Below are 24,719 nucleotides of genomic sequence, written 5' to 3'. Positions count from 1 at the left end.
TCCCGTGGCTGATTCGTTCGTTCACCTGCATGTTCACACGGAATACTCGATGCTGGACGGGGCGGCGAAGATCGGCAAATTGGCGTCGAGAGCGGCTGAGCTGGGGATGCCCGCGATCGCGATGAGTGATCACGGCAACATGTTCGGTGCCTACGAGTTCCAGGCGAAGATGAAGGCCGCCGGTGTGAAGCCGATCATCGGGATCGAGGGCTATGTCAGTCCCGAGTCGCGCTTCTTCAAGCAGCCGGTGTTCTGGGGTGAGCCCCACCAACGCAAGTCCGACGAGCGGACCGGGCTAGGCGGCGACGTGTCCGCCAGCGGCACCTATCTTCACAAGACGATGTGGGCGGTCAACGCCCAAGGCCTGCGCAACCTGTTCCGGATCTCTTCGCTGGCCTCCCTTCATGGCCACATGAAGAAGTACCCGCGCATGGACGATGAGCTGTTCGCGGAGTACCACGAAGGGATCGTCGCCACCACAGGCTGCCCGTCCGGCGCGGTACAGACCCGGCTCCGGCTCGGCCAGTACGACAAGGCGCTGGAACACGCCGCCAAGTACCAGGAAATCTTCGGACGGGACAACTACTTCCTGGAGATCATGGATCATGGCGGGATTCCGATCGAGACGGGGGTCCGCAAGGATCTGCTGCGGATCGGCGAGGCCCTCGGAATCCCTCCGCTTGTCACCAACGACTCCCACTACGTCACCGAGGACCAGTCCACCGCGCACGACGCATTGCTCTGCGTCGGCACCAACTCTCAGATCAGCGACCCGAGCCGCTTCCGCTTCTCCGGAAACGGCTACTACGTGCGCTCCGCCGAGGAGATGTGGGCGCTCGACAGCTCGGAGCTATGGGCTCAGGGCTGCAAGAACACGCTGCTGATCGCCGAGCGTGTCGAACCCTATGACGAGGTGTTCGCTCACCGTGACCTTGCCGCCAAGTTCCCGGTTCCCGAGGGTGAGACCGAGATGAGCTGGCTCCGCAAGGAGGCCTACCGTGGCGCGGTACGCCGGTATGGCGACCCCGTACCCGCTGATGTCATGGAACGGATCGACTACGAGCTCGGCGTCATCGAGGGGATGGGGTTCCCCGGCTACTTCCTCGTCGTCGCCGACATCTGTCAGTACGCGCGCGACAACGGTATCTGGATCGGCCCAGGCCGAGGATCCGCCACCGGGTCCATGGTGGCCTATGTCACGGGTATCACCGAGCTCGACCCCATCGAGCATTCCTTGCTGTTCGAGCGGTTCCTGAACCCCGAACGTATCTCCATGCCCGACGTCGACCTGGACTTCGACGAGCGTAGGCGCGGTGACATGATCCGCTACGTCACCGAGAAATACGGTGAGGACAACGTCTCGCTGATCATCACCTACATGACGATCAAATCGAAGGCGGCGGTCAAGGACGCGGCTCGCGTCCTCGGGTACCCCTTCATGGTCGGCGAGAAGATCACCAAGGCGTTCCCGCCCGCGGTCATGGGCAAGGAGATCCCGCTCACTGGAATCTTCGACGAAAAGCACCCCCGATACCCCGAGGCGACCGAGCTTCGCAAGCTGTACGAGGAAGACCAGGATGTCAAGCGGGTCATCGATACCGCGCTCGGCCTGGAAGGACTGACCCGAGGCACCGGCGTGCACGCCGCCGGGGTCATCTTGTCCTCCCAGCCCCTGATCGATGTGATGCCGATCTTCATGCGGCCCGACGACGGCGCCCGCATCACCGGCTTCGACGGGCCCAGCAGCGAGAACATGGGCGCGCTGAAGATGGACTTCCTCGGCCTGCGCAACCTGACCGTCATCGGTGACGCCGTCCAGAACGTCAAGGAAAACCGCGGCATCGACCTGGACATGCTCTCCCTGTCGCTGGACGACAAAAAGACATACGAGCTGCTCGCGCGCGGTGACACCCTGGGGGTGTTCCAGCTCGACAGTTCGATGATGCGCGACCTCACCAAACTCATCGCCCCGGCCCGATTCGAAGACATCTCGTCGGTCCTGGCACTGGGCCGTCCCGGTCCGATGGGCGCCAACGCCCACACCAACTACGCGCTGCGCAAGGCCGGCCAGCAGGAGATCACACCGATCCATCCCTCGCTCAAGGAAGCCCTTGAGCCGATCCTGGGCACCACCTACCACCTGGTCGTCTACCAGGAGCAGGTCATGGCCATCGCACAGCAACTGGCCGGATACACCCTCGGCGGCGCCGACATCCTGCGCCGCGCCATGGGCAAGAAGAAGAAGGAGGAGATGGACAAGCAATGGGCCACCTTCTCCTCCGGGATGATCGCCAAGGACTACACCGAGGAAGCCGCCAAGGCGGTATGGGACGTCCTGGAGCCGTTCAGCTCCTACGGGTTCAACAAGTCCCACACCGCCGGTTACGGGCTCGTCTCCTACTGGACCGCCTACCTCAAGGCCAACTACCCGGCCGAGTACATGGCGGCGCTGCTCACCTCGGTCGGCACCAACAAGGACCGGATGGCGCTCTACCTCGCTGAATGCCGCCGCATGAAGGTGAAGGTCCTGCCGCCCGACGTCAACGAGTCCGGGCTGCGTTTCAGCGCCGTCGGCGATGACGTCAGGTTCGGCCTCGGCGCGATTCAGAACGTCGGGGAAAACGCCATCAACGGCGTCATCACCACCCGCAGATCAAAGAGCGCCTACACCGACTTCAATGATTTCCTCACGAAGGTGCCACAGGTCGTCTGCAACAAGCGCACCATCGAATCGCTCATCAAAGCCGGCGCGTTCGACGGGCTCGGCCACCCCCGCCGGGCCCTGGTCCATATCCACGAGCAGGCCATCGACGCGGTCATCGACGTCAAGCGCAAAGAGGCCTTGGGCCAAGACTCGCTGTTCGGCGCGTTCGACGACGATGATGACAGCGAAATGGGAAGTGTCTTTCACGTCGCGGTTCCCGAGGGCGAGTGGGACAAAAAGACTAAACTGTCCTTCGAGCGAGAGATGCTCGGGCTCTACGTCTCCGACCACCCGCTGAACGGTGCGGAACGCATCCTGGAGCGCAATCGCGACCTGACCATCGCCCAAGTACTCGACGGCCAGGCAGGGTTCGGCAACGTTTCCATCGCCGGAATCATCTCCGGTGTCGACAAGAAGGTCACCAAAAAAGGCGACGTGTGGGCCATCCTCAAAATCGAGGACCACGACGCGTCCATCGAGGTCCCCTGCTTCCCCCAGACCTACCAGTTGTACGGGAGCAACCTCGCACCCGACCTGGTCGTCTCCGTCACAGGCCGGATCCGCGCACGCGGCGACGGCGAAGACGCCACCATCTCGTTCAACGCCACCGACATCACGTTCCTTGACATCTCCGGAGTCCAGGATGACGGGCCCGAACCCATCGTGATCTCGCTCCGCGAAGAACGCGTGAACCTGGACCTGGTCAACGAACTCAAACGAATCCTGACGTCACACCCCGGCGACACGCCGGTCCGCCTCCGCGTGGAACGCCTCAACCGCAAGATCAGCCTCGTCGCGCTACCCGACTACACGGTGAACATCAACAATGGAGCCTTCGCTGGGGACATCAAGGTCCTGCTGGGTGCGAACGCGCTGGTCGCACCGTGACAGGAGATCCGATTCCCCTCCGCTCCGTCGAGGTGGTCCAGTCAAGTGACCCGCCCGAATGCGGACGATGCGGCCGGGAAGCCATCCTGTCCGCCCGCGTCCCGCACAACCTCGTCAATGCGCGCAACGAAACCGTCAAGGGCGACACCACCGTAGTCCTCTGTCCGCGCTGCGATATCGGCCGACCCGAAGCGGGTGCCCCGATCACTTGGTTCACCGTGAACGCGAAGATCACCGACGAGAACCTGATGGAGGCCGCTGAACTCATTCATGCCTGGGCGTCGGCCGTCAGCGTCCCTGTCCTCAACGAAGCCGCTCTCGAAGCCGAGTTCAAAGCATGGCGAGAAGGTGGCCTTTGACGTCTGTCAGTCCTTGATCGACGTAGCGGGCACTCATGGGCCCGCGTGGCATGCCCGGGTGCCCGGACGAGCCCCCACGGCACGTCCGGGCCCCGGAAGCTCGGGAAAGACCCTGCCGGCGGCCTGGAATGGCCATCAGCGGCCGGGCGACGCCGGTCTAGACTGACGTTCGATGGATGAAGAGTCGGAAGACCCGCCAGTCCAGTGCTTTCCCGCCGCCTCGATGGGCCCTGCTCCCCCTGTCCGGGCGGAACCCGGGGAATCTGCCCGGCCCACCGGGCGCGACGGGTGGACGCTCGGTGTCGAGGAGGAATTCCTGCTCGCCGAGCCGGGGGACGGCTGCCCGGTCCTCGCGAACGCGCGGGTGATGGGCAACCTCGCCGGCCCGGACGACCCGCGGGCTCCCGGGGCCGATTTCAAGATCGAGCTGCTGGCCTCCATGATGGAGTCCGTCTCCCCCGTCTGCACCACCCTCGCCGAGCTGCGCGCGCTGCTGACATCGGCCAGGGCCCGGCTGGCGCGCGCGGCGGCGCGGGCCGGGGTGCGGGTGGTCGCGACGGGCACGCCGGTGGGCCGCCCGCGCGCGCCCCGCGACGTGTCGGACAAGAAGCGCTACCGCGAGATGCGCGATCTCTACGGCCTGCTGGTCACCCAGCAGGAGACGTGCGGCTGTCACGTCCACGTCGGGGTGGCCGACCGCGAGGTCGCCGTGGAAGTCGTCAACCGCCTGCGGCCCTGGCTGCCCACGCTGCTGGCGCTGTCGGCCAACTCCCCCTTCTGCGAGGGCGCCGACACCGGGTACGCGAGTTGGCGCACCGTCGCCCTCTCGCGCTGGCCCGCCACCGACATCCCCCCGCGTTTCTCCTCCGCCGCGCACTACGACCAGGTCACCGGCATGCTGCACCGCAGCGGCGCGCTGGTCGGCACCGCGCACCCGTACTGGCTGGCCCGGCCCTCCGCCCGCTTCCCCACCGTCGAGGTCCGCGCGGCGGACGTCGCGGCGACCGTGGACGAGGCGGTCCTGCAGGCGGCGCTGAGCCGCGCGCTGGTCCGCACCGCCTGCGCCGAGATCGCCGCGGGCGGCGACGCGCCGCCCGCCGAGGACGAGGACCAGATCCTCCGGGCCGCCCTGTGGTCCGCCGCCCGCTACGGCCTGAACGGCCCCGGCGTGCATCCGAGGACGGGCGAGCAGGTGCCCGCCCGCGCGATCCTGGACGAGATGCTGGCCCGCGTCCGCCCGGCCCTGTGCGAACTGGGCGACGAGCCCGAGGTGGACCGGCTGCTCGCGGGCCTGGACCGCACGGGCACCGGCGCCGAGCGCCAGCGGGCCCTGATCGGGACCGGCGACGTCGCCGCGGGGGCGGCTCGGGTGGCCGACGCCTTCGCCCTGGAGTCGGGGGCCGTCTGACACGAGGGGCGTCCTTCGGGCGCCGCGTTCCACGTCCTGTCCCACCGGGGCTTCTACCAGGGCCCGCCCGCCCGCGTCCGCGCCGATGTGATCGACGCCGCGGCGGAGAATTTGTCCGGAAACACCGCGCCATCCCGGCGAAAGGCGGCCACCCCCGGCGGTGGCCCGGCGTACGGCACCCGGCCCCCGCCGGGCAAGCCCGGTCCGCCCGCGCGAACACGGGCGGCCGATGTCCTACATGCCGGCGGCCCGGCGCGCCGCCCGGACGTACCAGCGGCCGTCCACGTGGTCCAGGCTGAGCGGGCGGCCGAAGCAGCGCGAGAGGTTCTCGCTCGTCAGGACGTCGTGCACCGGCCCTGCCGCAAGGACGCGGGCGTCCCCCACCAGCAGCGCGTGCGTCGTGGTCGCGGGCACCTCTTCGAGGTGATGGGTGACCAGGACCGTCGTCAGGGCCGGGCGGCCGTGGGCGAGATCCTCGATGGCCGTGATCAGATCCTCGCGGGCGGGCAGGTCCAGACCGGCGAACGGCTCGTCCAGCATCAGGACCGCCGGGTCCGCCATGAGCGCGCGGGCGACGCGCACCCGCCCCCGCTCGCCCTGCGAGCACACCGCGAACGGCCGGTCGGCCAGGTCCTTGCAGCCGAGGTCGGCGAGCAGGGCGTGCGCCTTCTCGTGCTCCGCCGGCCCGTAGCGGTCCCACAGCGGGGCGCTGCTGCCGGTGTAGCCGGTGAGCACGACCGTGTGCGCGGTGAGGCCTTCCTCCTCCATCAGCGCCTCGTCCACGAGGCGCTGACTCGCCGCGACCAGGCCGATGTGCCGGCGCAGCTCGCGCAGGTCCACCCGCCCCAGCCGGTGGCCGAGGACGGACGCCGTGCCCGAGCTCGGGTGCCGCACGGCCGCCGCGACCGACAGCATCGTGGTCTTTCCCGCGCCGTTCGGCCCGAGGATCACCCAGTGCTCGCCGAACTCCACCCGCCAGTCGACGTCGGCGAGAAGCGTACGGCCCACGACCTTGACGGTCACCCCCGCGAGCTCCACCGCGGCCGGCGCGGCATGGTCATGGCTGATCTCCGGACCCATCGGCCCCCCTTTCCCTCCGAAGCAGAATAGGGGAGCCCGCGCGACCGCCTGAGCCACATGGTCCACGCGCCAGGACGGCACGGGCCGTCGGGCAGGCTCGCTCGTCTGGGAGTCAGGCGGAGGAGGACTCGCTGACCGTCGGGCTCGGGAGGGGGGTCGGCTCCCCGGACTCGCCGTCGCCCCACTCCGGGATCTGGCTGATGCCGCCCGTCGGCCTGGGCGGCTTCGTGGGCGTCTTGGTGGGTGTATTGGTGGGCGTGGGCCGCCTCGTCGGCGACCTGGTCGGGTCGGGGTCCTTCGTGGGCTCGCAGGGCCGTTCCCCACCGCGCGTGCACGACGGGTCGTCGTCCTTCTGCGGGGGAGGAGGAGGCGGGGGCGGCGTGGTGCGCTCGGGCACGGGAGATCGCACCGGTGTCTCCCACTCGTCGCCGCCCACAGGGCCGCCGGTGGGGCCGGCCGGGCCCGTCACGACCGGGGTCCGCACGCCGCCGGCGCCCGGCGGCAGCCTCCCGGAGCCCTCCGTGCCCTGCGTCCGCGCCGTCCCGCGGCCGGCCACGGGGGTGGAGGTGTCCAGCACCTCCACGGGCACGCGGGTGCCCTGGATCGGCACGACCACCGGGACGGTGCCGGGATCGCCCGCCTGACGCTCCACCGTCGTGCCGCCCGTCCCCGCCGCGACGACGGTCACCGCCGCGATCGACACGGTGGCGAGGGCGGCGAAGCCCGCGTGCGAGGCGTGGCCGCGCCGCGCGGCCGCCCGGCGTGCCGCCCGCGCGCCCGTGGTGGCCGCCGCGTCACCGCGCGGCTCGCCCGGCGGGCCCTCGGGGCGGGCCGGAGGATGGGCCACGGGCGCCCAGATCTCCTCCATGACCGCGTCCACCGCGTCCCGGCGGTCCCACGACCGGTCCACTCCCCCGGCCTCCAGCAGCCACGCCAGCAGCGCCGCCGCGCCGGGACGCGCCCCCGGCTCCTTGGCCAGCGCGGCCGAGACCGGATCCCACAGCAGCTTGGGCACCGAGGCCAGCCGCGGCCGCTCCACCAGGATGCGCCGCGTCAGCACGTCCGCCTCTCCGGCGCCGAACGGGTGGTGACCCGTGGCGGCGTAGGCCACCAGGCAGCCCCAGGCGAAGACGTCGGAGGCGGGGATCGCGGGGCCGCCCGTCAGCCGCTCGGGGGCCACCCAGCCGGGGCTGCCCATGATCTGGCCCGCCTGCGTGTGCGCGACCGCGGCGTCCACGTCCCTGGCGATGCCGAAGTCGATGACGCGCGGGCCCTTGGGCGAGAGCAGGACATTGCCCGGCTTCAGGTCGCGGTGGACGAAACCGGCCTCGTGGATGGCCGCCAGCGCCGCCGCCGCGCCCAGCGCCACGCCGTAGGCCAGGTCGGGGGTCAGCGGGCCACGCGCCGCGACGACCTGCGACAGGGACGGCCCCGGGATGTACTCGGTGACGAGGTAGGGGCGATCGCGGTCGACGCCGTGCTCCAGCACCGCGGCGGTGCAGAAGGGCACGACACGCCGCGAGAACTCGACCTCCTCGGTGAACCGGGCCCGCAGCACCGGGTCGCCGAGATGGACGCCGTGCGGGGTCTTGAGCGCGACCAGGCCGCCCTCCGGCCGCTCGGCGAGGTACACCACCCCCATACCGCCCGCACCGAGACGGCCGAGCAGAAGGTAGCGTCCGATGATCACCGGATCGCCCACCGTCAGCGGCCGAACCCCTGGAGGCATCCCGCCCGGGACCCCCGCTTCGCCACGTGCCATCCGCAGGAGACCTCTCTACGAAACGTTCCGAGCAGTCGAGCAGTACGGCACAGGCCACTGTGGCTCTCCCGAAGCGCGTTCGGCGTCAACTAGTTCGAAGCGGCATGGGAGGTAAGGCGAATGCTCCCTGAAGGTAAGGAATTCCAGTGCCCGCTGAGATCGGTGTGACTGCTGAGGTGCCCGGTACGCGCCCCGGCGGCGGTCCTGACCGTTCGCAGGCGTACGCCGGGGAACGGCTCAGTCCGCCGGGGAACGCCTCACGCGGCGGCCGAGCCCGAGGACGGATCCGGCGCGGCGGGATCCAGTGCGGCTGGATCCAGTGCGGCGTGGGTCGCGCCGGAGGTGCCGGTCACGGCGTGGAGGAAGCGCTCGATGTGGCGGAAGACCAGCCGGGCCTCGGGGACCACGTCGGCGAGGATCGGGAACGCGTGCGGCATCCGGTGCCACTCCTCGTAGGTCACCTTCACCCCGGCCCTGCGCGCCTGGAGGGCCACGCGGCGGCCCTCGTCCCGCAGGACCTCGGTGGAGCCGGTGACCACCATGAGCGGCGGCAGCCCCGTGTAGTCGCCGAACACCGGCGATACCAGCGGGTCGCGGCGGTCGAGGCCGGCCGTCCACCGGCGGGCGAGCCAGTCCACGCGGCCGGCCGGCACGATCGGGTCCACCCAGCGGTTGGAGTTGCGCCGCGACTCCGACAGATCGGCCCACGGCGACAGGCAGATCGCGGCCGCGGGCAGCGGCGTCCCCTGGTCGCGCAGGGCCAGCAGGGTGGCGAGGGTCAGGTGCCCGCCCGCCGAGTCGCCCGCGATCACGATGTCCTGGGCGTCGTACCCCTGGTCAAGCAGGCCCTGGTACGCGCCGAGGGCGTCGGAGAGCGACTCCCGGAGCGTGTGCGCGGGGCCCTGACGGTAGTCATAGGCGAACACCGGGCGCCGGGCCACGGTGGACAGGCGCCAGGTGATCGGCCGGTGCGTGGCCGGGGAGCAGAAGAAGTAGGCGCCGCCGTGGAAGTAGAGCAGCACCTTGCGCTCGTCCAGCCCCTGCCCGGCTCGGATCCACTCCGAGCCGCAGGCGTCGTCTCCGTCCCTGACGATCTCGACCTCGGACGGCGCGAGCCGCGGCAGCCGCTCCCCCAGCGCGGCGATACGCGCGAGGACGGTCATGCCGACGGTGTGCCGCAGCAGGATGGCCGACATAGGCTTGGTCGTGCCGCGTAGCAGGCCGTTGAACGCGCTGGCGCGCCAACTGAGGGGGTATACGGGGTGGACGTCCACGTCGATCTCCTGCTGCACGTGTACCTCCTGCCCGATCCGCGCGGCAGCCTATCTACCAGGCGATATAACCCGGTTTACATGGACGTTACTTCCTTTGTCGAGCGTTTCCCAAGAGATCTACCTGCCGTTACGTGAACCACCACCCCGACACTCGCCCTTGACCACCGACCCACCTCCCCCCGAACCCTGATCGAACACGCGCGGCTCTGGGACCGGCTCGAACTGATCGGCGTCGGCGTCACCCACATCGCCCTCGACCTGCGCACACCGTTCCCCCAGCCGGTCCCGCCGTAAAGCTCATCGAGCCCGTCCTGGCCCAGACCGGCGGCGCCTGAGAGCGCCCCGCCGTCCCAGCCGTCCGCTCCAGGGTGAGGCCTGGGCCGAACGCACCGGGCCGCCGGGAGGAAACACCTGGCCACAAATGGAAGGCCGACCCGGTGGGGGCGCCTCTAGAATCCGTTGCGACCCGCTGCCGGCCCGCTACCAGGAGGTGCCCGACCTTCCCCCTCTATGCGACGATCTTCATGTTCGGCTTCCGCCGGCACGCCGTCTACCGGGCCGCCGCCTTCGCCGGAGCGTTGACCAACACGATCTTCGGAGTTCTGCGCGCCTACGTGCTGATCGCCCTGTGGCACGCCAGGCCCGGCCTCGCCGGGTACGACGTCGCCGACGCGGTCACCTTCTGCTTCCTGACCCAGGCGTTCATCGGGCCCATGCAGGTGTTCGGCGGCGCCCTCGACCTCGCCGGGCGGGTGCGCACCGGCGACGTCGCCCTCGACCTGCTGCGCCCCGCCTCGCTCCAGCTCTGGACCCTCGCCGACGACCTCGGCCGCGCCGCCTATCTGTTCATCGTCAGGAGCGTCCCGCCCGTGCTGATCGGCGCGGCGCTGTTCGGCGTCACGTTCCCCGCCCACGCGTCCGGCTGGGCCTGGTTCCTCGTCTCGATGATCCTCGGCGTCGTCGTCAGCTTCGGCCTGCGCTACCTGCTGGCCATGGCCACGTGCTGGATCGTCGACGACCGGGGCCTGCTGCAACTGTCCCTGGTCATGACGACCTTCTTCAGCGGCATGGTGCTGCCGCTGAACCTGATGCCCGGCTGGTTCGGCACGTTCACACGGGCGCTCCCCTGGTCCGCGATGGTCCAGGTGCCCGCGGACGTCTACCTCGGCAAAACGGACGTCGCCGGCGCCCTGGCGTTCCAGGCGATGTGGGCCGCCGTCCTACTCGCCGCGGGAGCCCTGGTCACCCGCTCCGCGCGCCGCAAGGTGGTGATCCAGGGTGGGTGAGGTGCTCGGCATGGCCAGGAGTTATGTCCTGCTGGCCGCCACCTGGATCCGCGCCGCCGCGCAGTACCCCGCGTCGATGATCATGATAACGGCCGGCTCGTTCGTGGTCACCGGGCTCGACCTGGCCGCCATCGCGGTGATCTTCGTGCACACCGGCTCCCTCGGCGGGTTCACCCTGCCCGAGGTGATGTTCCTGTACGGGACGGCCGGGGTCTCGTTCGCGCTCGCCGACATGCTGTTCGGCAACGTCGACAAGCTGGGCCAGCACGTCAGGGCCGGCACCTTCGACACGATGCTGATCCGGCCGGTCAGCCCGTTCGTCCAGATGGCCGTCGACCGGTTCGCCTTCCAGCGCGTCGGGCGCGTGCTCCAGGCGGCGACCGTCCTCGCCATCGCCCTGGCACAGCTGCACGTGCCGTGGCAGCGCGCGTGGATGATCCCGCTCATGGTGCTGTGCGGCATCGTCCTGTTCACGGCGCTCTGGACGTTCGGCGGCGCGTTGCAGTTCCTGCTCACGGAGGCGCCCGAGATCGCCAACGCCTTCACCTACGGCGGCGGCCAGCTCACGCAGTACCCGCTCAGCGTGTACGGGGGCGAACTGGTGCGGGCCGTGACATTCATCGTGCCGCTGGCCTTCGTCAACTGGCAGCCGGGCCTGTACGTCCTGGACCGGCCCGATCCGCTCGGCCTGCCGTACTGGCTGCGCTTCGCCGGCCCGGTCGCCGCGCTCACGCTCGCGTGCGCCGCGGCATGGGCATGGCGGGCCGGCCTGCGCCGCTACCGCTCCACGGGGAGTTGAACCACATGATCGAAGTAGACGGGGCCGCCCGCACCTTCACGGTGACCCGCAGGAAGGGCCTGCTCCGCAGGGAACGGCAGGTCGTGCACGCCGTCAGCGACCTGTCCTTCCAGGTGGCCGCCGGGGAGTTCGTCGGCTACCTCGGGCCGAACGGCGCGGGCAAGTCCACGACGATCAAGATGCTGACCGGCATCCTCGCGCCGAGCGCGGGGCGCGTCCGGGTGGCGGGCCTGGACCCCTCGCGGCGCCGTACGGCGCTGGCGCGGCGCGTGGGGGTGGTGTTCGGGCAGCGGACGACGCTGTGGTGGGATCTGCCGCTCAAGGACAGCTTCACCCTGATCCGGCACCTTTACAAAGTAGATCAGGTACAGCACCGGGAACGGCTCGCCGAGCTGGCCGACGTCCTGGAGCTGGGGTCGTTCCTGGACAAACCCGTCCGGCAGCTCAGCCTGGGGCAGCGGATGCGCGGCGACATCGCGGCGGCGCTGCTGCACGATCCCCCGGTGCTGATCCTGGACGAACCGACCATCGGGCTCGACGTGGTCAGCAAGGCGGCGGTGCGCGAGTTCCTGCGCGGGCTCAACGCCGAGCGCGGCACGACCGTCCTGCTCACGACCCACGACCTCGGCGACATCGAACGGCTCTGCCGCCGGGTGATGCTGATCGACCACGGCCGGCTCGCCTTCGACGGCACCCTGGACGACCTCCGGGCCCTCGTCCCGGAGGAGACGTCGATCGAGGACGTGGTCACCCGGCTTTACACCCGCACCGCGGGCACGGCGTTGACTGCGCCCCCGGACCTCACCGAGGCCGACGGGGTCCGGGGTCAGTAGTACGCCTCGGAGGTCTCGGTGCCCTCCTCGTAGTCGTCGTCCGCGTCGTCGCGCCGGCCCGTCCACCGGGTGGGCATGAGCACCGGGACGAACAACGCGATGCCGAGCAGCGCGAAGACGCCCCGGGACAGCAGGTCCTGCATGCCCTTGCCCGCCTGGACGATCATCGGGTCCAGCGAGGGGTCGGTGGGGGCCAGGCCCAGCGCCCGGTTCACGTCCAGCGCGTAGATGACGGTCCACGCCAGCAGCGCCATGGACGGCACGAAGGTCGCCAGGGGCGAGACCCGGCCCGCGACGACCAGGCCGAACAGGAGACCGACCACGAGCATGGCGCCGATGCCGACGAGCGCCTTGGTGTCGCGCACCGGGTCGACCACGGCACCACCCGTCACGCTCAGCATGCCGCGGACCGCGTCCTGCGAGGCCCACCCGGCGCCCGCGAGGATGACCGCCGTGACGACGACACCGAGCAGCAGTCCGAGAAAGTGCCGCATGGTCTCCACCTCGCGCTTCACTCAATCTGCGAACGCGGGCAACAGTATCGACAAAACTCCTATAACGGCAGGCGTTGGTTCAGGTCCACTAAAATATCCCCACAAGACAGACCAGATCCCGCCATAGCCTGGAATATAGGACGAGGTCCGACGGGACAGGCGGCCCCGGGCCATGGCACGATGTGGGCGTCATGCGTGCCCGCCTGCCCCTGCGCCTCGCGCGGTCGGCCGCCTTCACGGTCGTCTGCGTCTCGCTCGCCGTGCTCGGCCACCGTGCCGCCGGCGGGTCGGGTCCCGCGTCGTGGGCGGTGGCGGGTGGAGCGGCCGCCGTCACCGCCCTGGCGACGATCATCGCCGGGCGCGAGCGCTCTCCGCAGACGGTCATCGGCTTCCTGGTCGGCACCCAGGTGTTCCTGCACCTGCTGTTCGGCGCCGCCAGCGGCGACGGGTCGGAGCTGCAGGTCCACCTCGGGCACCGGCAGAGCCTCGGCGCCGACCTCGGCATGGTGATCGCCCACCTGACCGCCACGCTGATCACCGGCTGGTGGCTGGCCCGGGGGGAGGCCGCGCTCTGGTCGATGCTGCGCCGCCTCGGCACGCTCGCCGTGCGCCGGGCGCGCCGCCTGCTGACCGTACTGCGGGCCACGCCCGTCCGCCGGTGGTCCCGTCGGGGAGCCGCCGGTCACCTCACGCCCGCCCCTGTCCGGCGGGAGCTGCGTCACAGTGTCCGAAGGCGCGGCCCTCCACTTCCCGCCGCCTCCTGACCCGTCCGTCGTCCCCCACGTCCACCGGCGGCAGTCCTCGCACGCCCACGCCGGCGCGCACGCACGTCCTCCCCCGCCGTACACGCCACGGACGCGTGCGAGAGGGCGTGGCCGCACATGGCCGCGGACCATGGCGGACGGCCCGTCCCGCAGCCCGGAGGTACGCACATCCGGCAGGGGATCCGTCCTCGCGTCCCTTCGAGGGATCGTGGGCCGATCCCGGCCATGGTGACGGATGGTCCGGCGGCGCTCGCGCTCGTTCCGGCTTTTCTCATAACAAAGTGGAGATCCCCATGTCATTCACCACCGTCGCACGCCGCGCAGTCGCCGTCACCGCCGGCGCGCTCGCCCTCACCCTGGGCCTGGCCCTGCCCGCGCTGGCCCACGTCACCATCCAGCCTGGATCCGTCGAGAAGGGAAGCTTCTCCAAGGTCGCCTTCCGCGTGCCGAACGAGCGGGACGACGCCTCGACCACCAAGCTGGAGATCGAGTTCCCCACCGACCACCCGCTGCCGTTCGTCTCGGTGCGGCCGGTTCCCGGCTGGAAGGCCGACGTCACCCAGAGCAAGCTGCCCAAGCCGGTCCCGTCCAAGTACGGCGACATCACCGAAGCCGTGACCAAGATCACCTGGACCGGTGGGAAGATCGAGCCGGGCCAGTTCCAGGAGTTCGAGGTGTCGCTGGGCGGCCTGCCCACGGACACCGACCAGCTTCTGTTCCCGACCGCCCAGACCTACTCCAGCGGCGAGGTCGTGAAGTGGGCGGACGAGCCGAAGGCCGACGGCTCCGAGGCCGAGCACCCCGTTCCCACCCTGAAGCTGGTCGACCCGGCCCCCGGCGCCACCGACGAGCACGGCGGCATGGCCGCCCCCGGCGCCTCCGCCGCGGCCTCCGCGTCGTCCTCGGCCGACCCCGCCGTCACCATGCAGGCCCACGCGGCCTCCGGCACCGAGGACGCGGCCTCGGACGGGACCGCCCGCCTGCTGGCCGGCATCGGCATCGTGGTCGGCGTGGTCGGCGCGGCGATCGGCGTCGCCGGATTCCGCCGCGGCCGCTCCACCTCCCAAGGCTGACCCCACTCCGCCGCCGGAGAGCCGAGCAGGCAGGCGAGAGGTGCCATGGTCCGGCGTGTTACGGCGCACCGGACCAGGCACCCGCCGCCGGGGCCGAGTTCTCCGCCGACGGCTGGGGGCCGAGTGCCGGGTGTGGTGGTCAGCTCGTGATGTCGCGGCCGGAGAAGCGGCCCCAGGCGATCGCGCCGAAGACCAGCGCGTACGCGGCGAAGACGAGTAACCCTTGGCCCATCACGTCGGTCGCGATCGGGTCGCGCAGGGCCCCGTCGAAGGACGACCACCAGGTGGTCAGCAGATAGGGACGCACGGGCGCGAGCTGCGGGATCGCCCCGATGACCTGCGAGAACACCACGGTGACGACCGTCGCCGCGACCGCGCCGATCGGCACCTCGGTGAGCGTCGACACCGCCAGGCCCACGAAGCCGAGCGCCGCCATGCCCACGGCGCTGTACGCCGTGACGATCAGGACGCGCAGCATCGCGTCCATGATCGGCACCGTCGTGCCCGAGAGCAGGGTGACCGGGCCCACGGGGAACATGACCAGGCCGGCGATCAGGGCGGAGGCGGCGACCACCGCGCAGGCGGCCAGCCCGAAGACCGCGATGTTGACGGCCTTGACCGCCAGCAGGCGGGTGCGCCCCGCGGGGGCGGTGAGCAGGTAGCGCAGAGTGCCGGCATTCGCCTCACCGGCGATCGAGTCGCCCGCGACCACGCCGACGGCCAGCGGCAGCAGAAGCTGGACCAGCAGCGACATCGCCAGGAAGGTCAGCATCAGCCCGTTGCCCGCGACCTGCGTGACGAGCGTGGGCGTCTCGTCGTCGGAGCCGAACGCCTTCAGCGCGATGCCGATCACCACGGGCACGCAGGCGAGCATGATCAACATCGCGATGTTGCGCGGCCGGCGGAAGGTGAGCCCCAGCTCGGACCTGATCAACCGCAGCACCGCCCGCACCGCACCCGGTGACGCGACGAGCCGATCCCGGCTCCCTCCCCCGGCGGGGGAGGAGGTGGTCTGTGCGGGAGCGGGCGGGGATGGGAATGCGGCGCCCGGCGCCGGCGCGCCTGCCCGCTCGGGGGCCGCGTTCGCGGGCCCCGGTGTGGACGAGGCGGTGTTCTCGGTCTCAACCGTCGACATCGAAACCTTCTCCCGTCAGGCCGACGAACAGCTCTTCAAGACTGGGCCGGACCACCGTGAAGCCGCGCACGGCGACGCCGTCCCCGACCAGCTCGGCGTTCACGACCTCCGGCGCGTGGTCGCCGAGCTCTGCCTCGACCGCGTCCTCGCCGGTGTGCACCCGCGCGAGCCCGAGCCGGTGCAGCACGGACGCGGCCTGCGCCGGGTGCGGGGTCTCGACGCGGACGCGGGGCGCGTGCCCGGCCCGCAGATCGGCGATCGTCCCCTGTGCCACCAGGCGGCCGGTCCGCATCACGCCGATGTCCGTGCACATCTGCTCGACCTCGGCCAGCAGGTGGGAGGAGACGAAGACGGTGGTGCCGTCAGCGGCGATCTCTTTGATCAGCGAGCGGACCTCGCGGGTGCCCTGCGGGTCGAGGCCGTTGGTCGGCTCGTCCAGCACCAGCAGCTCGCGCGGCCCGAGCAGCGCACCGGCGATGGCCAGGCGCTGCCGCATGCCCAGCGAATAGGCGCGGTACCGCTTGCCGGCGGCCGCGCCGAGGCCGACGCGGTCCAGCGCGGCGCCCACCCGCCGCCTGGCCGTCCGCGGGTCGGCCTTGGGGTCGGCCGCGTCGTACCGCAGTAGGTTGGCCTCGCCCGAAAGGTAGGGGTAGAAGGCCGGCCCCTCGACGACGGCGCCGACCTTGGGCAGGGCGGAGGCCAGCCCGGCGGGCATCGGCCGGCCGAGCACCTCGCAGGCGCCGCTGGTGGGGCTGATGAGGCCGAGCAGCATGCGGATGGTCGTGGTCTTGCCCGACCCGTTGGGGCCGAGGAACCCGAACACCGAGCCGCGCGGCACGGACAGATGCAGATCGTCCACGGCGACCTGGCCGCCGCGGAAGCGCTTGGTGAGCCCGCGCGCGACGATCGAGCAGTCGCCGGGAGAGGCTTCGGTGTGGGTCACCCGAGGGGGCGCCGCCTCGTGCGCCCCCTCCCCCGTGATCACCGTCACTTGCGGCCGGCCGCCTGGACCAGAGCCTCGGGCGTGACCGCGCCCGCGAACAGCCTGCCGTCGTCGGTCAGCAGGACGGAGACCAGCTTGGTCTTGATGACCCTGCCGCTGCCCCACGGCCCGCTGACCCGCTGGGCGGACTTGAGCACCGACTCGATCAACTGAGCCGGGTCGCCGCCGCGGCCGTTGCCGTCGCGGCCGTTCTGCTGCTTGGACAGGTCGGCGAGCGAGAACGGCACCTCGGCGACGGTTCCCCAGCCGCTGCCGTGGCTGCGCGCGCCCGCGCGGGCGGCCTCGCCACCGGCGAGGTCGTGGCCGAGCTCGGCACCCTCGGACAAGGACTCGCCGGGCTTCCCGGCCTCGGGCTTCTGCTCCTTGACCTTGGCCCCGGCGGGCGGGGTGAACGCGAAGTTCTCCGGCGCGGGCGTCGAGAACGACACCTGGGTGAAGCCGATCTCGAACGCGGGCTCGGGCGCGCCCTTGGCGAAGATCTGGACGCGCAGCGGGATGTAGGTCTCGCCGTCGAGCGCCAGGGTGACGTGGTCGACCAGGGACGTGGAGTCCTTGGGGGTGAGCACCAGCTGGTAGGCGGCGCGGCCCGCGATGTGCTGGCCGTTCTCGACGGTGATGGCGGTGTTCTGGTCCGCGGCCTTCAGGAGCTGGTTCGCGAGATCCTGCGGGGTGGTGGCCGTGGGCAGCGGCGTGTGCCGGGGCTCGGCGGCCTCGCCCTTGCCGCCCTTGACGTCCTCGGGGAGGCTGAAGCGGGTGGCCGTGTTGGTGTCGCTCTCCCACAGCCAGGTCGAGCCCTTGCCGTCGGAGATGACGTCGGTCTCGCTCATCTGGCCCGGCAGGGCCAGCCGCAGCCGCCCGTCGCCGCCGTACCAGACCTTCAGCGTGTGCGAGCCGGACAGCAGGGACAGCGGCGAGCTGCTCGTCCCCGACGGCAGCGGCAGCGAGGGCAGGCCGAGCGACGCGGTCTCGACGACGGTGCCCGACATGGCGGGCGGCCGCTCGTGCTGCGCGGTCTTCACGACCTCGGCCAGCAACTGCTCGGCGGTGCGGTCGGGAAGGGTGGGGTCGCCCTGGACGGCGGCGATGACGGGGCCGGCGCCGACGGCGGCCCCCACGATGACGAACGCCGCGACGGGGACGGCCCACCTCACGGCGCGCGCCTTTCTCCACGTGGACTGCATGTCACTCCTCAACGGTAAGTCCTTCGATCCGACACCACGCAGACTGCCGCCCGGGTCCTGAGCCGAAGCTGAGACAGGCTGAGAAGGCTCTCAGACTTCGGCCCGCCGGGACCGTTCGCGCTGGTGGCGGGGGACGAGGCTGCTGCCGGGGCTCTCAGGCGGGTCTCAGGGAGGACAGGCCAAGATGGGGGGACACCACACAGGGGGGTATGAATGCGCGTGCTCGTCGTAGAGGACGAGAGGCGGATGGCCGCAGCGCTCAGGCGCGGGCTGACGGCCGAGGGTTTCGCCGTCGACCTCGCCCACGACGGCGAGGAAGGACTTCACCTGGCCAGAGAGGGCGACTACGACGTCGTCGTGCTCGACATCATGCTGCCCAGGCTGTCGGGCTACAACGTGTGCAAGCGGCTGCGGGCCGAAGAGAACTGGGTGCCCATCCTGATGCTCTCGGCCAAGGACGGCGAGTACGACCTGGCCGACGGCCTCGACCTCGGCGCCGACGACTACCTCACCAAGCCGTTCTCCTACGTGGTCCTGGTCGCGCGGCTGCGCGCGCTCATGCGGCGCGGCGCCCGCCGTCGCCCGGCGGTGCTGCGGTCGGGCGATCTCACCCTCGACCCGGCGGGCCGCACGGTGGCGCGGGGCGACACCCCGATCGAGCTGACGCCGCGCGAGTTCGGGCTGCTGGAGTTCCTCCTGCGCCGGCCCGGCGAGGTCGTGTCCAAGACCGAGATCCTCGAACACGTCTGGGACACCTACGACACCGACCCCAACGTGGTGGAGGTCTACGTCGGCTACCTGCGCAGAAAGATCGACGCCCCGTTCGGGCGCAACGCCCTGCAGACGGTGCGCGGCGCCGGCTACAGGCTGGTGGGCGATGGCGGCTGACCCGTCTCCGTCCCTCAATGATGGGGACGATGGCGCGGCGGCCCAGGCGGGGCGGATGCCGCCGGGCGCCGCACGGTCGCCTCTGACGTGGTGGCGGCGGAAGAGCCTGCGGTTCAGGCTGACCGTGACGGCCTCGGCCGCGCTGGCGGCGGCGCTCGCGCTGGCGGCCACGCTGCTGGTGGGCGTGCTCGGGCGGGCGCTCATGCAGTCCACGGACGCGGTCGCCTACCAGCGGGCCAGGGAGGTCGTCGCGCTGGCCGACGACGAGCGGCTGTCGGACCCGATCGCGGGTGCCGACGGCACGATCGTCCAGGTCGTGGACGCCCAGGGCCGCATCACCCACGTCACCCCGGGCGCCGACCGGCTGGTGCCGCTCGCCGACCCTCGCGCGCCCCGCCGCGAGTCGTCCGGCGACCAGGGCCGCACGGTCGACGGCGACGCGTACGGCATCCCCGGCCCGCTGCGCGTGGTGGTCCTGCGCGCCGACCACGGCCGCACGGTGATCGCCGCCCGGCCGTTCAGGGACGTCGCCGACAGCCTCACCACGACCATCCACATGCTCGTCATCGGCACGCCGATACTGCTCGTGCTGCTCGGCGCCGCGAGCTGGCTGATCATCGGCAGGACACTCCGGCCTATCACGGCGCTGCGCCGGGGCGCGGCCGAGGTCAGCGCGGCCGCGCGCGCACGCCGTCTGCCGGTGCCGGAGGCGCGCGACGAGGTGCACGAGCTGGCCACGACGCTGAACGACATGCTGGCCCGGCTGGAGGCCGCCGACGCGTCCCAGCGCGCGCTGATCTCCGACGCCGCCCACGAGCTGCGCAGCCCGCTCGCCAGCATCCGCCTGCAGCTGGAGGTCGCGCTCGGCCATCCGGACGGCCAGGACTGGCGCGAGACCGCCGAGGGCGTCCTGGAGGACACGCTGCGCCTCAGCCGCCTGGCCGAGGGGCTGCTGACGCTGGCCCGCCTGGACGAGCGCCGCCGTCCGGCCCGGTGGCAGCCGGTGGACCTGGGCGAGCTGGTGGGGGTGACGGCGGCCCGCTACGACGACGAGGTGGTCACCGTGACGGCGGCCGAGCCCGCGGTCGTGGACGGCGACGCCTTGGACCTCGGCCGGGTGCTGGTCAACCTGATCGACAATGCCGTGCGGCACGCGAGCGCCAAGGTCTCCGTCGAGCTGCGGGCGACGCGGGCGCAGGCCGTGATCACGGTGGCCGACGACGGGCCGGGCATCCCGGAGGCCGACCGGGAACGCGTGTTCAACAGGTTCACCCGGCTCGACGGGGCGCGCAGCCGCGACGAGGGCGGCGCGGGCCTGGGGCTGGCGATCGTCCGCGAGACCGTCCGCGCCCATCGCGGCTCCGTGCACCTGGAGGACGCCTCTCCCGGCCTGCGCGCCGTGGTCCGCCTGCCCCTCAGCCCGAACCCCTCGTAGCCCCCCGGCGGGTCGGCCGCCAACGGCTCGCCCGTCCGGCACCCCCGCGTGCCCGGCCGCCTCGTAGACCGGGACGCGCTCACCGCCCATGTCTCACATGCCCCACATACGGTGATGGGCGGGATAATGTCCCTCGCCGACCCACGCGGCGCACCCGTGCTCTGGGGGCCGTCCGGCGAGGAGCCGCGTGCCGGCGGCGCCATTCACGCAGCGAGGGAGAACCACGTGCTTCCCGAGAACGGCCGTTCCGCCGAGGACATCCTCGCCGAGCTCGCCCTGCTGAAGCGGGACGACCTGCAGGTGCGCGGGGGCAAGGTCACCGCCTACGTCTACGACACCGGCCGGCCGGAGGTGCACGACGCGGCCGCCCGGGCGTACTTCGAGATGCTGGAGGTCAACACCCTCGACCCCACGGCGTTCCCGAGCGTCGTCGCCATGGAGAAGCAGGTCGTCGGGGCCGTCGCGGAGCTCCTGGGCGGCGGGCCGCACACTCCGGGCATCTTCACCAGCGGCGACACCGAGTCGATCATGCTGGCGGTGAAGGCGGCCCGGGACGCGCGCCCGGTCGCCGGCAGACCCAGGATCGTGGTCCCGGTCACCGCCCACCCGGCCTTCCACAAGGCGGCCCACTACCTCGGCGCCGAGGTCGCGCCGGTGGAGGTGGACCCGGTCACCTTCCGCGCCGACCCGGCCGCCGTCGCCGCCGCGATCACGCCCGAGACGGTGCTGGTGGTGGTCTCGGCCCCGTCGTACCCGCAGGGGGTCGTCGACCCGGTGGCCGAGATCGCCGCGCTGGCCGCGGAGCGCGGGGTGCTGTGCCACGTCGACGCCTGCGTGGGCGGCTGGCTGCTGCCATGGCTGGCCCGGGCGGGCGCCGCCGTCCCGCCGTTCGACCTGTCGGTGCCGGGCGTGACGTCCATCTCCTGCGACCTGCACAAGTTCGGGTACGCCCCCAAGGGCGCCTCGGTGGTGCTCTTCGCCGACCCGGCGCTGCGCCGCGCCGCGTACTTCGCCTCGGCCGCCTGGCCCGGGTACACGGTGATCAACACCACCGTGCAGAGCTCGAAGTCGGCGGGCCCGCTCGCGGGCGCCTGGGCCACGCTGAACGCGCTCGGCCGGGACGGCTACCTCGGCCTCGCCCGCGACACGCTGGCGGCGACGCGCAGGCTGGCCGAGGGCATCGGCGAGATCCCAGGCCTGCGCGTGCTGGGCGAGCCGGAGGCGTCGCTGGTGGCGTTCACCGGCTCGACCGGTGCGACCGGCACCGACGGCGTCGACGTCTTCGTGCTGTCGGACGAGGCCCGCGCGCGGGGCTGGTTCCTGCAGCCGCAGCTCTCCTACGCGGGCATTCCGGCGAACCTGCACGTCACGGTCACCGGGTCACGCTCAAGGGCGTGGAGGCGATGCTGGAAGTGATCGCCGAATCGGCCGCCGCCGCCCGGCGCAGAGGGCCGGCGAAGGTGCCGGACGGGCTGGCGGAGATCCTTGCCTCGCTGGACCTGGACGCGCTGGACGACGCGACGTTCGCCGAGCTGGCAGCGTCGGTCGGCGTGGACCTCGGCGGATCGGGCGGGCCGGACATGGCGGTGGTCAACACGGTGCTCGACGCGCTGCCCGCCGCGACCCGCGAGGCGATCCTGATCAGGTTCCTGTCGGTCCTGTACGGCTGAGCCCCGGCGGGGCCGCGCCCATCGTGACTAACAGGGCGCGGCTAACGACCGGCCCGGAGGCGTTCGACCTCGGCGAGGGCCGTCACGGCCGCGGCGGGGTCGTGGACGCGGAAGACCCGCGCCCCCTGCCACGCGTGGACGGCGAGCGTGGCCAGCGTGCCGGCGTGGCGCTCCTCGACGGGTAGGCCGCCGAGCGTCTCCCCTACGAAGTCCTTGTTGGAGACGGCGACCAGCACGGGCCATCCTGTGGCGACCAGTTCGCCGAGCCTGCGGCCGACCTCCAGGGACTGGCGGGTGTTCTTGCCGAAGTCGTGGGCCGGGTCGATGAGGATCGCGTCCTCGCGCACCCCGGCGCGCACGGCTCGCTCGGCCAGCCCGACGGTGTGGGAGAGGACGCCGGCCACCACGTCGTCGTAGGCGATGCGGTGCGGTCGCGTCCTCGGGGTGACGCCCCCGGCGTGCGCGCACACCAGGCCGATGCCGTGCTTGGCGGCGACGCCGGCGAGGCCGGGGTCGGGCCCGCCCCAGGTGTCGTTCAGCAGGTCGGCTCCCGCCTGAGCCACGATTTCGGCGACCTCGGCGCGGAAGGTGTCCACGCTGATCACCAGACGCGGGTGGGCCTCGCGCACGGCGGCCACCAGGTCGGCGACCCTGCGGATCTCCTCGGCGGCGTCCACCGCGTCGCCGGGACCCGCCTTCACGCCGCCGATGTCGACGATGTCGGCTCCGGCGCGGACGGCGGCGTCCACGGCGGCGAGTGCGGCGTCGAAGCCGTACGTCCTGCCCCGGTCGTAGAAGGAGTCGGGGGTGCGGTTGACGACGGCCATGACGGCGAAGTCGCCTGGGCGGAACTCGCGGTCACGCAGGCGCAAAGTATGCATCGGCGCCAGCGTACGCCCGCCGTGCCGGACGCGTGTGCCGGGCCTGTGTGCCGGGTCCGTGTGAGGCTCTGTGTGCGGGTCTGTGTGCCGGGATCGCCGTGGGGAAGAACGGCTCCACCGGAAAGCGCTCCCACCCGCCGGGAACGCTCCAAAACCACTCAGATCGCACGCCCCTTCTCGGCCAGCGTGAGGAAATCCTGGGCCACGGCGGGCAGGCGCCTGCGCGCGTGCACGAGCGCGACGATCCTGCGCAGCGGCGGGTCGAGGGAGCGGACCACCAGCCCCGCCTTGACGGCCTGCTCGGCGGTCCCCCGGTACCACAGCAAGGACGCCGAGGCGGTGCGCACCAGCGAGGGCCAGGCGCCGCGCTCGTCGGTCTCGGCGGCGACGACCGGCCGTACGCCGTAGGTGGCGAACAGCTGGTCGAACTCCCGGCGCCGCGCGCTGCCCGGCGGGGGCAGGATGAGGCGCATGCCGTTGAGGCGGATCATCGGCACCGTGTCCGGCAGGTCGAGCCCAGGCGGGGATATCAGCACGATCTCCTGGCGCTCCAGCGGATGGCTGACCAGGTCGGCCGGAACCGGCAGGTCGGTCAGCCCGAGGTCGGCGCGCTGCTCGCGGATGGCGTGCACGACGCCGTCCCGGCCGTCCGAGCGAACGATTTGCACGCGCACGCCCGGATGGTCGGCGACGTAGGCGGGCAGGAGGCGTCCCGCGAGGCCGGGCTCCAGGGTCGGCGGCGAGGCTATGCGCAGCTCGCCACCCCCCGAATGCGTGTGCGTGGCCAGCGCCTCGATTTCGGACACGGCCTCGAGCGCTTCCTTGGCGAGTTTCACGACGCGACGGCCCTGCGCGGTCACCACCACTCCCCGGCCCGAACGCGCGAAAAGGGTCATGCCCAGTTCGCGTTCCAAGTCGCGAATGGCGCGGGAAAGGGCGGGCTGGGCGATGTACAACGACCTGGCCGCGTCGGTCATGGTGCGGTGCTCCGCAGTGGCGACCACATAACGGAGCTGCTGCAGATTCATGGAATCGAAGCTAGGGCAGAGGGGCGCGGCGATTCCGGAACATCGCAGAGATCACCTTGGATGATTTCAGAATGTAACCATATACGGCTACATCCGTGACTGCTGAGAAATGAGTAGAGTTCTGCCCTAAATGGTGTGAATTGCGGAACTGGTGACAGGGGAGAACGGCTCGGTCCATCAAGGACCGGGAAGGGGGCGCACGGAATGGCCACCAACGGGGGCGGCGACGGACGGCAGCCATTACCACCGTCGCACGGGGGGCGTCACCCCTACGGACCACCCCAGGGCGGCGCACCGCCGGCGCCCCCGCCCGGGCAGCCGTACGCGCGGCAGGGGCCGATGCGGCCCCCGCCCGGCTACCCACCTCAGGCCCCGCCCGGCCGCTCACCGTACCCGGGCCCCGCGCAGCCGGGCCAGAACCCGCCGGGGCGCCACCCCGGCCAGGGTCCCGCCGCGCCGCTCCCGGGCCAGTATCCCGGGCAATATCCCGGGCAGGGACCGGGTGCGCCGATCCCGGGGCGGCAGCCGTACCCGGGCCAGGCGCCCGGGCGTCCGCCGTACCCGGGCCCCGCGCAGCCGCCTCCCCCGCAGGGCCCGGCGCGGCCGTACCGGCAGCCGTACCCGCCGCAGCCCGGCCACGGAGGGCACCAGGCTCCCCCGCCCCAGGGCGGCCGGGCGTTCCCGCAGCCCCCGCCGCCCGGACGGCAGGTCCCGCCCGGTCCGGTGCGGGGGCCGTACGGCCCGCCGGGCTGGGGAACGCCCGGATGGCGCCCG

Annotated in this window: 20 protein-coding genes and 1 pseudogene; 11 read left to right on the top strand and 10 right to left on the bottom strand. The window is 71.7% G+C overall.

Annotated elements, in window-relative coordinates:
* Window positions 1-4 precede the first annotated feature (4 nt).
* From dnaE to AB0M95_RS27170, 3 genes are all read left to right on the top strand, one after another.
* Window positions 5-3,592 carry a DNA polymerase III subunit alpha gene (dnaE, locus tag AB0M95_RS27180; RefSeq protein ID WP_363770182.1) on the top strand — a complete coding sequence of 1,196 codons (3,588 nt, stop codon included), beginning with the start codon at window positions 5-7 and terminating at the stop codon, window positions 3,590-3,592.
* Window positions 3,589-3,951 carry a DUF6300 family protein gene (locus AB0M95_RS27175; RefSeq protein WP_363770179.1) on the top strand — a complete coding sequence of 121 codons (363 nt, stop codon included), beginning with the start codon at window positions 3,589-3,591 and terminating at the stop codon, window positions 3,949-3,951. The genes dnaE and AB0M95_RS27175 overlap by 4 nt, the downstream gene beginning before the upstream one ends.
* 172 nt (window positions 3,952-4,123) lie before the next feature.
* Complete coding sequence (locus AB0M95_RS27170) at window positions 4,124-5,359, top strand: glutamate--cysteine ligase (protein WP_363770176.1); 1,236 nt, start codon at window positions 4,124-4,126, stop codon at window positions 5,357-5,359.
* Window positions 5,360-5,593: 234 nt separating this feature from the next.
* Here the strand turns inward: AB0M95_RS27170 and AB0M95_RS27165 are convergent, their stop codons facing one another.
* From AB0M95_RS27165 to AB0M95_RS27155, 3 genes are all read right to left on the bottom strand, one after another.
* Window positions 5,594-6,439 (bottom strand): ATP-binding cassette domain-containing protein, encoded by an 846-nt coding sequence (locus AB0M95_RS27165; RefSeq protein ID WP_363770173.1) that lies wholly within the window; start codon window positions 6,437-6,439, stop codon window positions 5,594-5,596.
* Between the two features lie 112 nt (window positions 6,440-6,551).
* On the bottom strand, window positions 6,552-8,129 hold the full coding sequence (locus AB0M95_RS27160; RefSeq protein WP_363770170.1) for a serine/threonine-protein kinase: 1,578 nt from the start codon (window positions 8,127-8,129) through the stop codon (window positions 6,552-6,554).
* A 329-nt stretch (window positions 8,130-8,458) separates the two neighbouring features.
* Window positions 8,459-9,493, bottom strand: a complete 1,035-nt coding sequence (locus AB0M95_RS27155; RefSeq protein ID WP_363770167.1) for an alpha/beta hydrolase — start codon at window positions 9,491-9,493, stop codon at window positions 8,459-8,461.
* 506 nt (window positions 9,494-9,999) lie between these two features.
* Here AB0M95_RS27155 and AB0M95_RS27150 point away from each other — a divergent pair.
* From AB0M95_RS27150 to AB0M95_RS27140, 3 genes are read left to right on the top strand one after another with little or no spacing between them, the layout of a single operon-like run.
* Entirely contained in the window at window positions 10,000-10,761 is a 762-nt protein-coding gene (locus tag AB0M95_RS27150; protein ID WP_363770164.1) for an ABC-2 family transporter protein, read from the top strand.
* Window positions 10,754-11,560 carry an ABC-2 family transporter protein gene (locus tag AB0M95_RS27145; RefSeq protein WP_358514755.1) on the top strand — a complete coding sequence of 269 codons (807 nt, stop codon included), beginning with the start codon at window positions 10,754-10,756 and terminating at the stop codon, window positions 11,558-11,560. The genes AB0M95_RS27150 and AB0M95_RS27145 overlap by 8 nt, the downstream gene beginning before the upstream one ends.
* Window positions 11,561-11,565: 5 nt before the next feature.
* A complete protein-coding gene (locus tag AB0M95_RS27140; RefSeq protein WP_363770161.1) occupies window positions 11,566-12,393 on the top strand; it encodes an ATP-binding cassette domain-containing protein in 828 nt (275 codons plus the stop codon).
* Here the strand turns inward: AB0M95_RS27140 and AB0M95_RS27135 are convergent.
* Window positions 12,387-12,887 (bottom strand): hypothetical protein, encoded by a 501-nt coding sequence (locus AB0M95_RS27135; RefSeq protein ID WP_358514751.1) that lies wholly within the window; start codon window positions 12,885-12,887, stop codon window positions 12,387-12,389. The genes AB0M95_RS27140 and AB0M95_RS27135 overlap by 7 nt on opposite strands.
* 191 nt (window positions 12,888-13,078) lie before the next feature.
* Between AB0M95_RS27135 and AB0M95_RS27130 the strand changes: the two genes are divergently transcribed.
* Window positions 13,079-13,651, top strand: coding sequence for an MFS transporter (locus AB0M95_RS27130; protein ID WP_363770158.1), 573 nt, complete (start codon window positions 13,079-13,081; stop codon window positions 13,649-13,651).
* Window positions 13,652-13,944: 293 nt separating this feature from the next.
* Entirely contained in the window at window positions 13,945-14,724 is a 780-nt protein-coding gene (locus AB0M95_RS27125; protein WP_363770155.1) for a YcnI family protein, read from the top strand.
* 139 nt (window positions 14,725-14,863) lie between these two features.
* Here AB0M95_RS27125 and AB0M95_RS27120 read toward each other — a convergent pair whose 3' ends face one another.
* Genes AB0M95_RS27120 through AB0M95_RS27110 form a run of 3 tightly spaced genes read right to left on the bottom strand, consistent with a single transcriptional unit; the run spans window position 14,864 to window position 18,043 of the window.
* Window positions 14,864-15,859: an ABC transporter permease gene (locus tag AB0M95_RS27120; protein WP_363770152.1), complete on the bottom strand. Its 996-nt coding sequence runs from the start codon at window positions 15,857-15,859 to the stop codon at window positions 14,864-14,866.
* Complete coding sequence (locus AB0M95_RS27115; RefSeq protein ID WP_363770149.1) at window positions 15,846-16,802, bottom strand: ABC transporter ATP-binding protein; 957 nt, start codon at window positions 16,800-16,802, stop codon at window positions 15,846-15,848. The genes AB0M95_RS27120 and AB0M95_RS27115 overlap by 14 nt, the downstream gene beginning before the upstream one ends.
* A gap of 44 nt (window positions 16,803-16,846) precedes the next feature.
* The gene (locus AB0M95_RS27110; RefSeq protein WP_363770147.1) at window positions 16,847-18,043 is read right to left on the bottom strand and encodes a DUF2092 domain-containing protein; all 1,197 of its coding nucleotides are present in this window, start codon (window positions 18,041-18,043) and stop codon (window positions 16,847-16,849) included.
* A gap of 213 nt (window positions 18,044-18,256) precedes the next feature.
* On the opposite strand from AB0M95_RS27110, the gene AB0M95_RS27105 reads away from it, so the two are divergent.
* The 3 genes and pseudogenes from AB0M95_RS27105 (at window position 18,257) to AB0M95_RS27095 (ending at window position 22,036) form a co-directional block, all read left to right on the top strand.
* Window positions 18,257-18,931 (top strand): response regulator transcription factor, encoded by a 675-nt coding sequence (locus tag AB0M95_RS27105; protein WP_363770144.1) that lies wholly within the window; start codon window positions 18,257-18,259, stop codon window positions 18,929-18,931.
* Window positions 18,921-20,366, top strand: coding sequence for a HAMP domain-containing sensor histidine kinase (locus tag AB0M95_RS27100; protein WP_363770141.1), 1,446 nt, complete (start codon window positions 18,921-18,923; stop codon window positions 20,364-20,366). Before AB0M95_RS27105 ends, AB0M95_RS27100 begins: the two co-directional genes overlap by 11 nt.
* Before the next feature lie 225 nt (window positions 20,367-20,591).
* Window positions 20,592-22,036 (top strand): annotated as a pseudogene (locus tag AB0M95_RS27095) (aspartate aminotransferase family protein).
* A gap of 41 nt (window positions 22,037-22,077) precedes the next feature.
* Here the strand turns inward: AB0M95_RS27095 and folP are convergent.
* The 3 genes from folP to AB0M95_RS27080 all read right to left on the bottom strand — a co-directional run bounded on the left by folP (window position 22,078) and on the right by AB0M95_RS27080 (window position 24,593).
* The gene (folP, locus tag AB0M95_RS27090) at window positions 22,078-22,917 is read right to left on the bottom strand and encodes a dihydropteroate synthase (RefSeq protein WP_363770137.1); all 840 of its coding nucleotides are present in this window, start codon (window positions 22,915-22,917) and stop codon (window positions 22,078-22,080) included.
* 158 nt (window positions 22,918-23,075) lie between these two features.
* Window positions 23,076-23,945: a LysR family transcriptional regulator gene (locus AB0M95_RS27085; RefSeq protein ID WP_363770134.1), complete on the bottom strand. Its 870-nt coding sequence runs from the start codon at window positions 23,943-23,945 to the stop codon at window positions 23,076-23,078.
* Window positions 23,946-24,329: 384 nt separating this feature from the next.
* Window positions 24,330-24,593 (bottom strand): hypothetical protein, encoded by a 264-nt coding sequence (locus AB0M95_RS27080; RefSeq protein WP_363770131.1) that lies wholly within the window; start codon window positions 24,591-24,593, stop codon window positions 24,330-24,332.
* Between the last annotated feature and the right edge of the window lie 126 nt (window positions 24,594-24,719).

It is taken from the genome of Sphaerisporangium sp. NPDC051017 (genome assembly GCF_040683095.1).
In the GTDB taxonomy this organism is placed as follows: Bacteria; Actinomycetota; Actinomycetes; order Streptosporangiales; family Streptosporangiaceae; genus Sphaerisporangium.
This window is presented reverse-complemented; position numbering and strand designations above follow the sequence as displayed.

What these genes read in the sequence shown, in the direction of transcription:
- AB0M95_RS27110 (WP_363770147.1), bottom strand. Translation starts at nt 18,043, where the DNA reads ATGCAGTCCACGTGGAGAAAGGCGCGCGCCGTGAGGTGGGCCGTCCCC.
- AB0M95_RS27105 (WP_363770144.1), top strand. Translation starts at nt 18,257, where the DNA reads ATGCGCGTGCTCGTCGTAGAGGACGAGAGGCGGATGGCCGCAGCGCTC.
- folP (WP_363770137.1), bottom strand. Translation starts at nt 22,917, where the DNA reads ATGCATACTTTGCGCCTGCGTGACCGCGAGTTCCGCCCAGGCGACTTC.
- AB0M95_RS27085 (WP_363770134.1), bottom strand. Translation starts at nt 23,945, where the DNA reads ATGAATCTGCAGCAGCTCCGTTATGTGGTCGCCACTGCGGAGCACCGC.
- AB0M95_RS27130 (WP_363770158.1), top strand. Translation starts at nt 13,079, where the DNA reads ATGCGTGCCCGCCTGCCCCTGCGCCTCGCGCGGTCGGCCGCCTTCACG.
- AB0M95_RS27120 (WP_363770152.1), bottom strand. Translation starts at nt 15,859, where the DNA reads ATGTCGACGGTTGAGACCGAGAACACCGCCTCGTCCACACCGGGGCCC.
- AB0M95_RS27135 (WP_358514751.1), bottom strand. Translation starts at nt 12,887, where the DNA reads ATGCGGCACTTTCTCGGACTGCTGCTCGGTGTCGTCGTCACGGCGGTC.
- AB0M95_RS27100 (WP_363770141.1), top strand. Translation starts at nt 18,921, where the DNA reads ATGGCGGCTGACCCGTCTCCGTCCCTCAATGATGGGGACGATGGCGCG.
- AB0M95_RS27150 (WP_363770164.1), top strand. Translation starts at nt 10,000, where the DNA reads ATGTTCGGCTTCCGCCGGCACGCCGTCTACCGGGCCGCCGCCTTCGCC.
- AB0M95_RS27125 (WP_363770155.1), top strand. Translation starts at nt 13,945, where the DNA reads ATGTCATTCACCACCGTCGCACGCCGCGCAGTCGCCGTCACCGCCGGC.
- AB0M95_RS27170 (WP_363770176.1), top strand. Translation starts at nt 4,124, where the DNA reads ATGGATGAAGAGTCGGAAGACCCGCCAGTCCAGTGCTTTCCCGCCGCC.
- AB0M95_RS27165 (WP_363770173.1), bottom strand. Translation starts at nt 6,439, where the DNA reads ATGGGTCCGGAGATCAGCCATGACCATGCCGCGCCGGCCGCGGTGGAG.
- AB0M95_RS27140 (WP_363770161.1), top strand. Translation starts at nt 11,566, where the DNA reads ATGATCGAAGTAGACGGGGCCGCCCGCACCTTCACGGTGACCCGCAGG.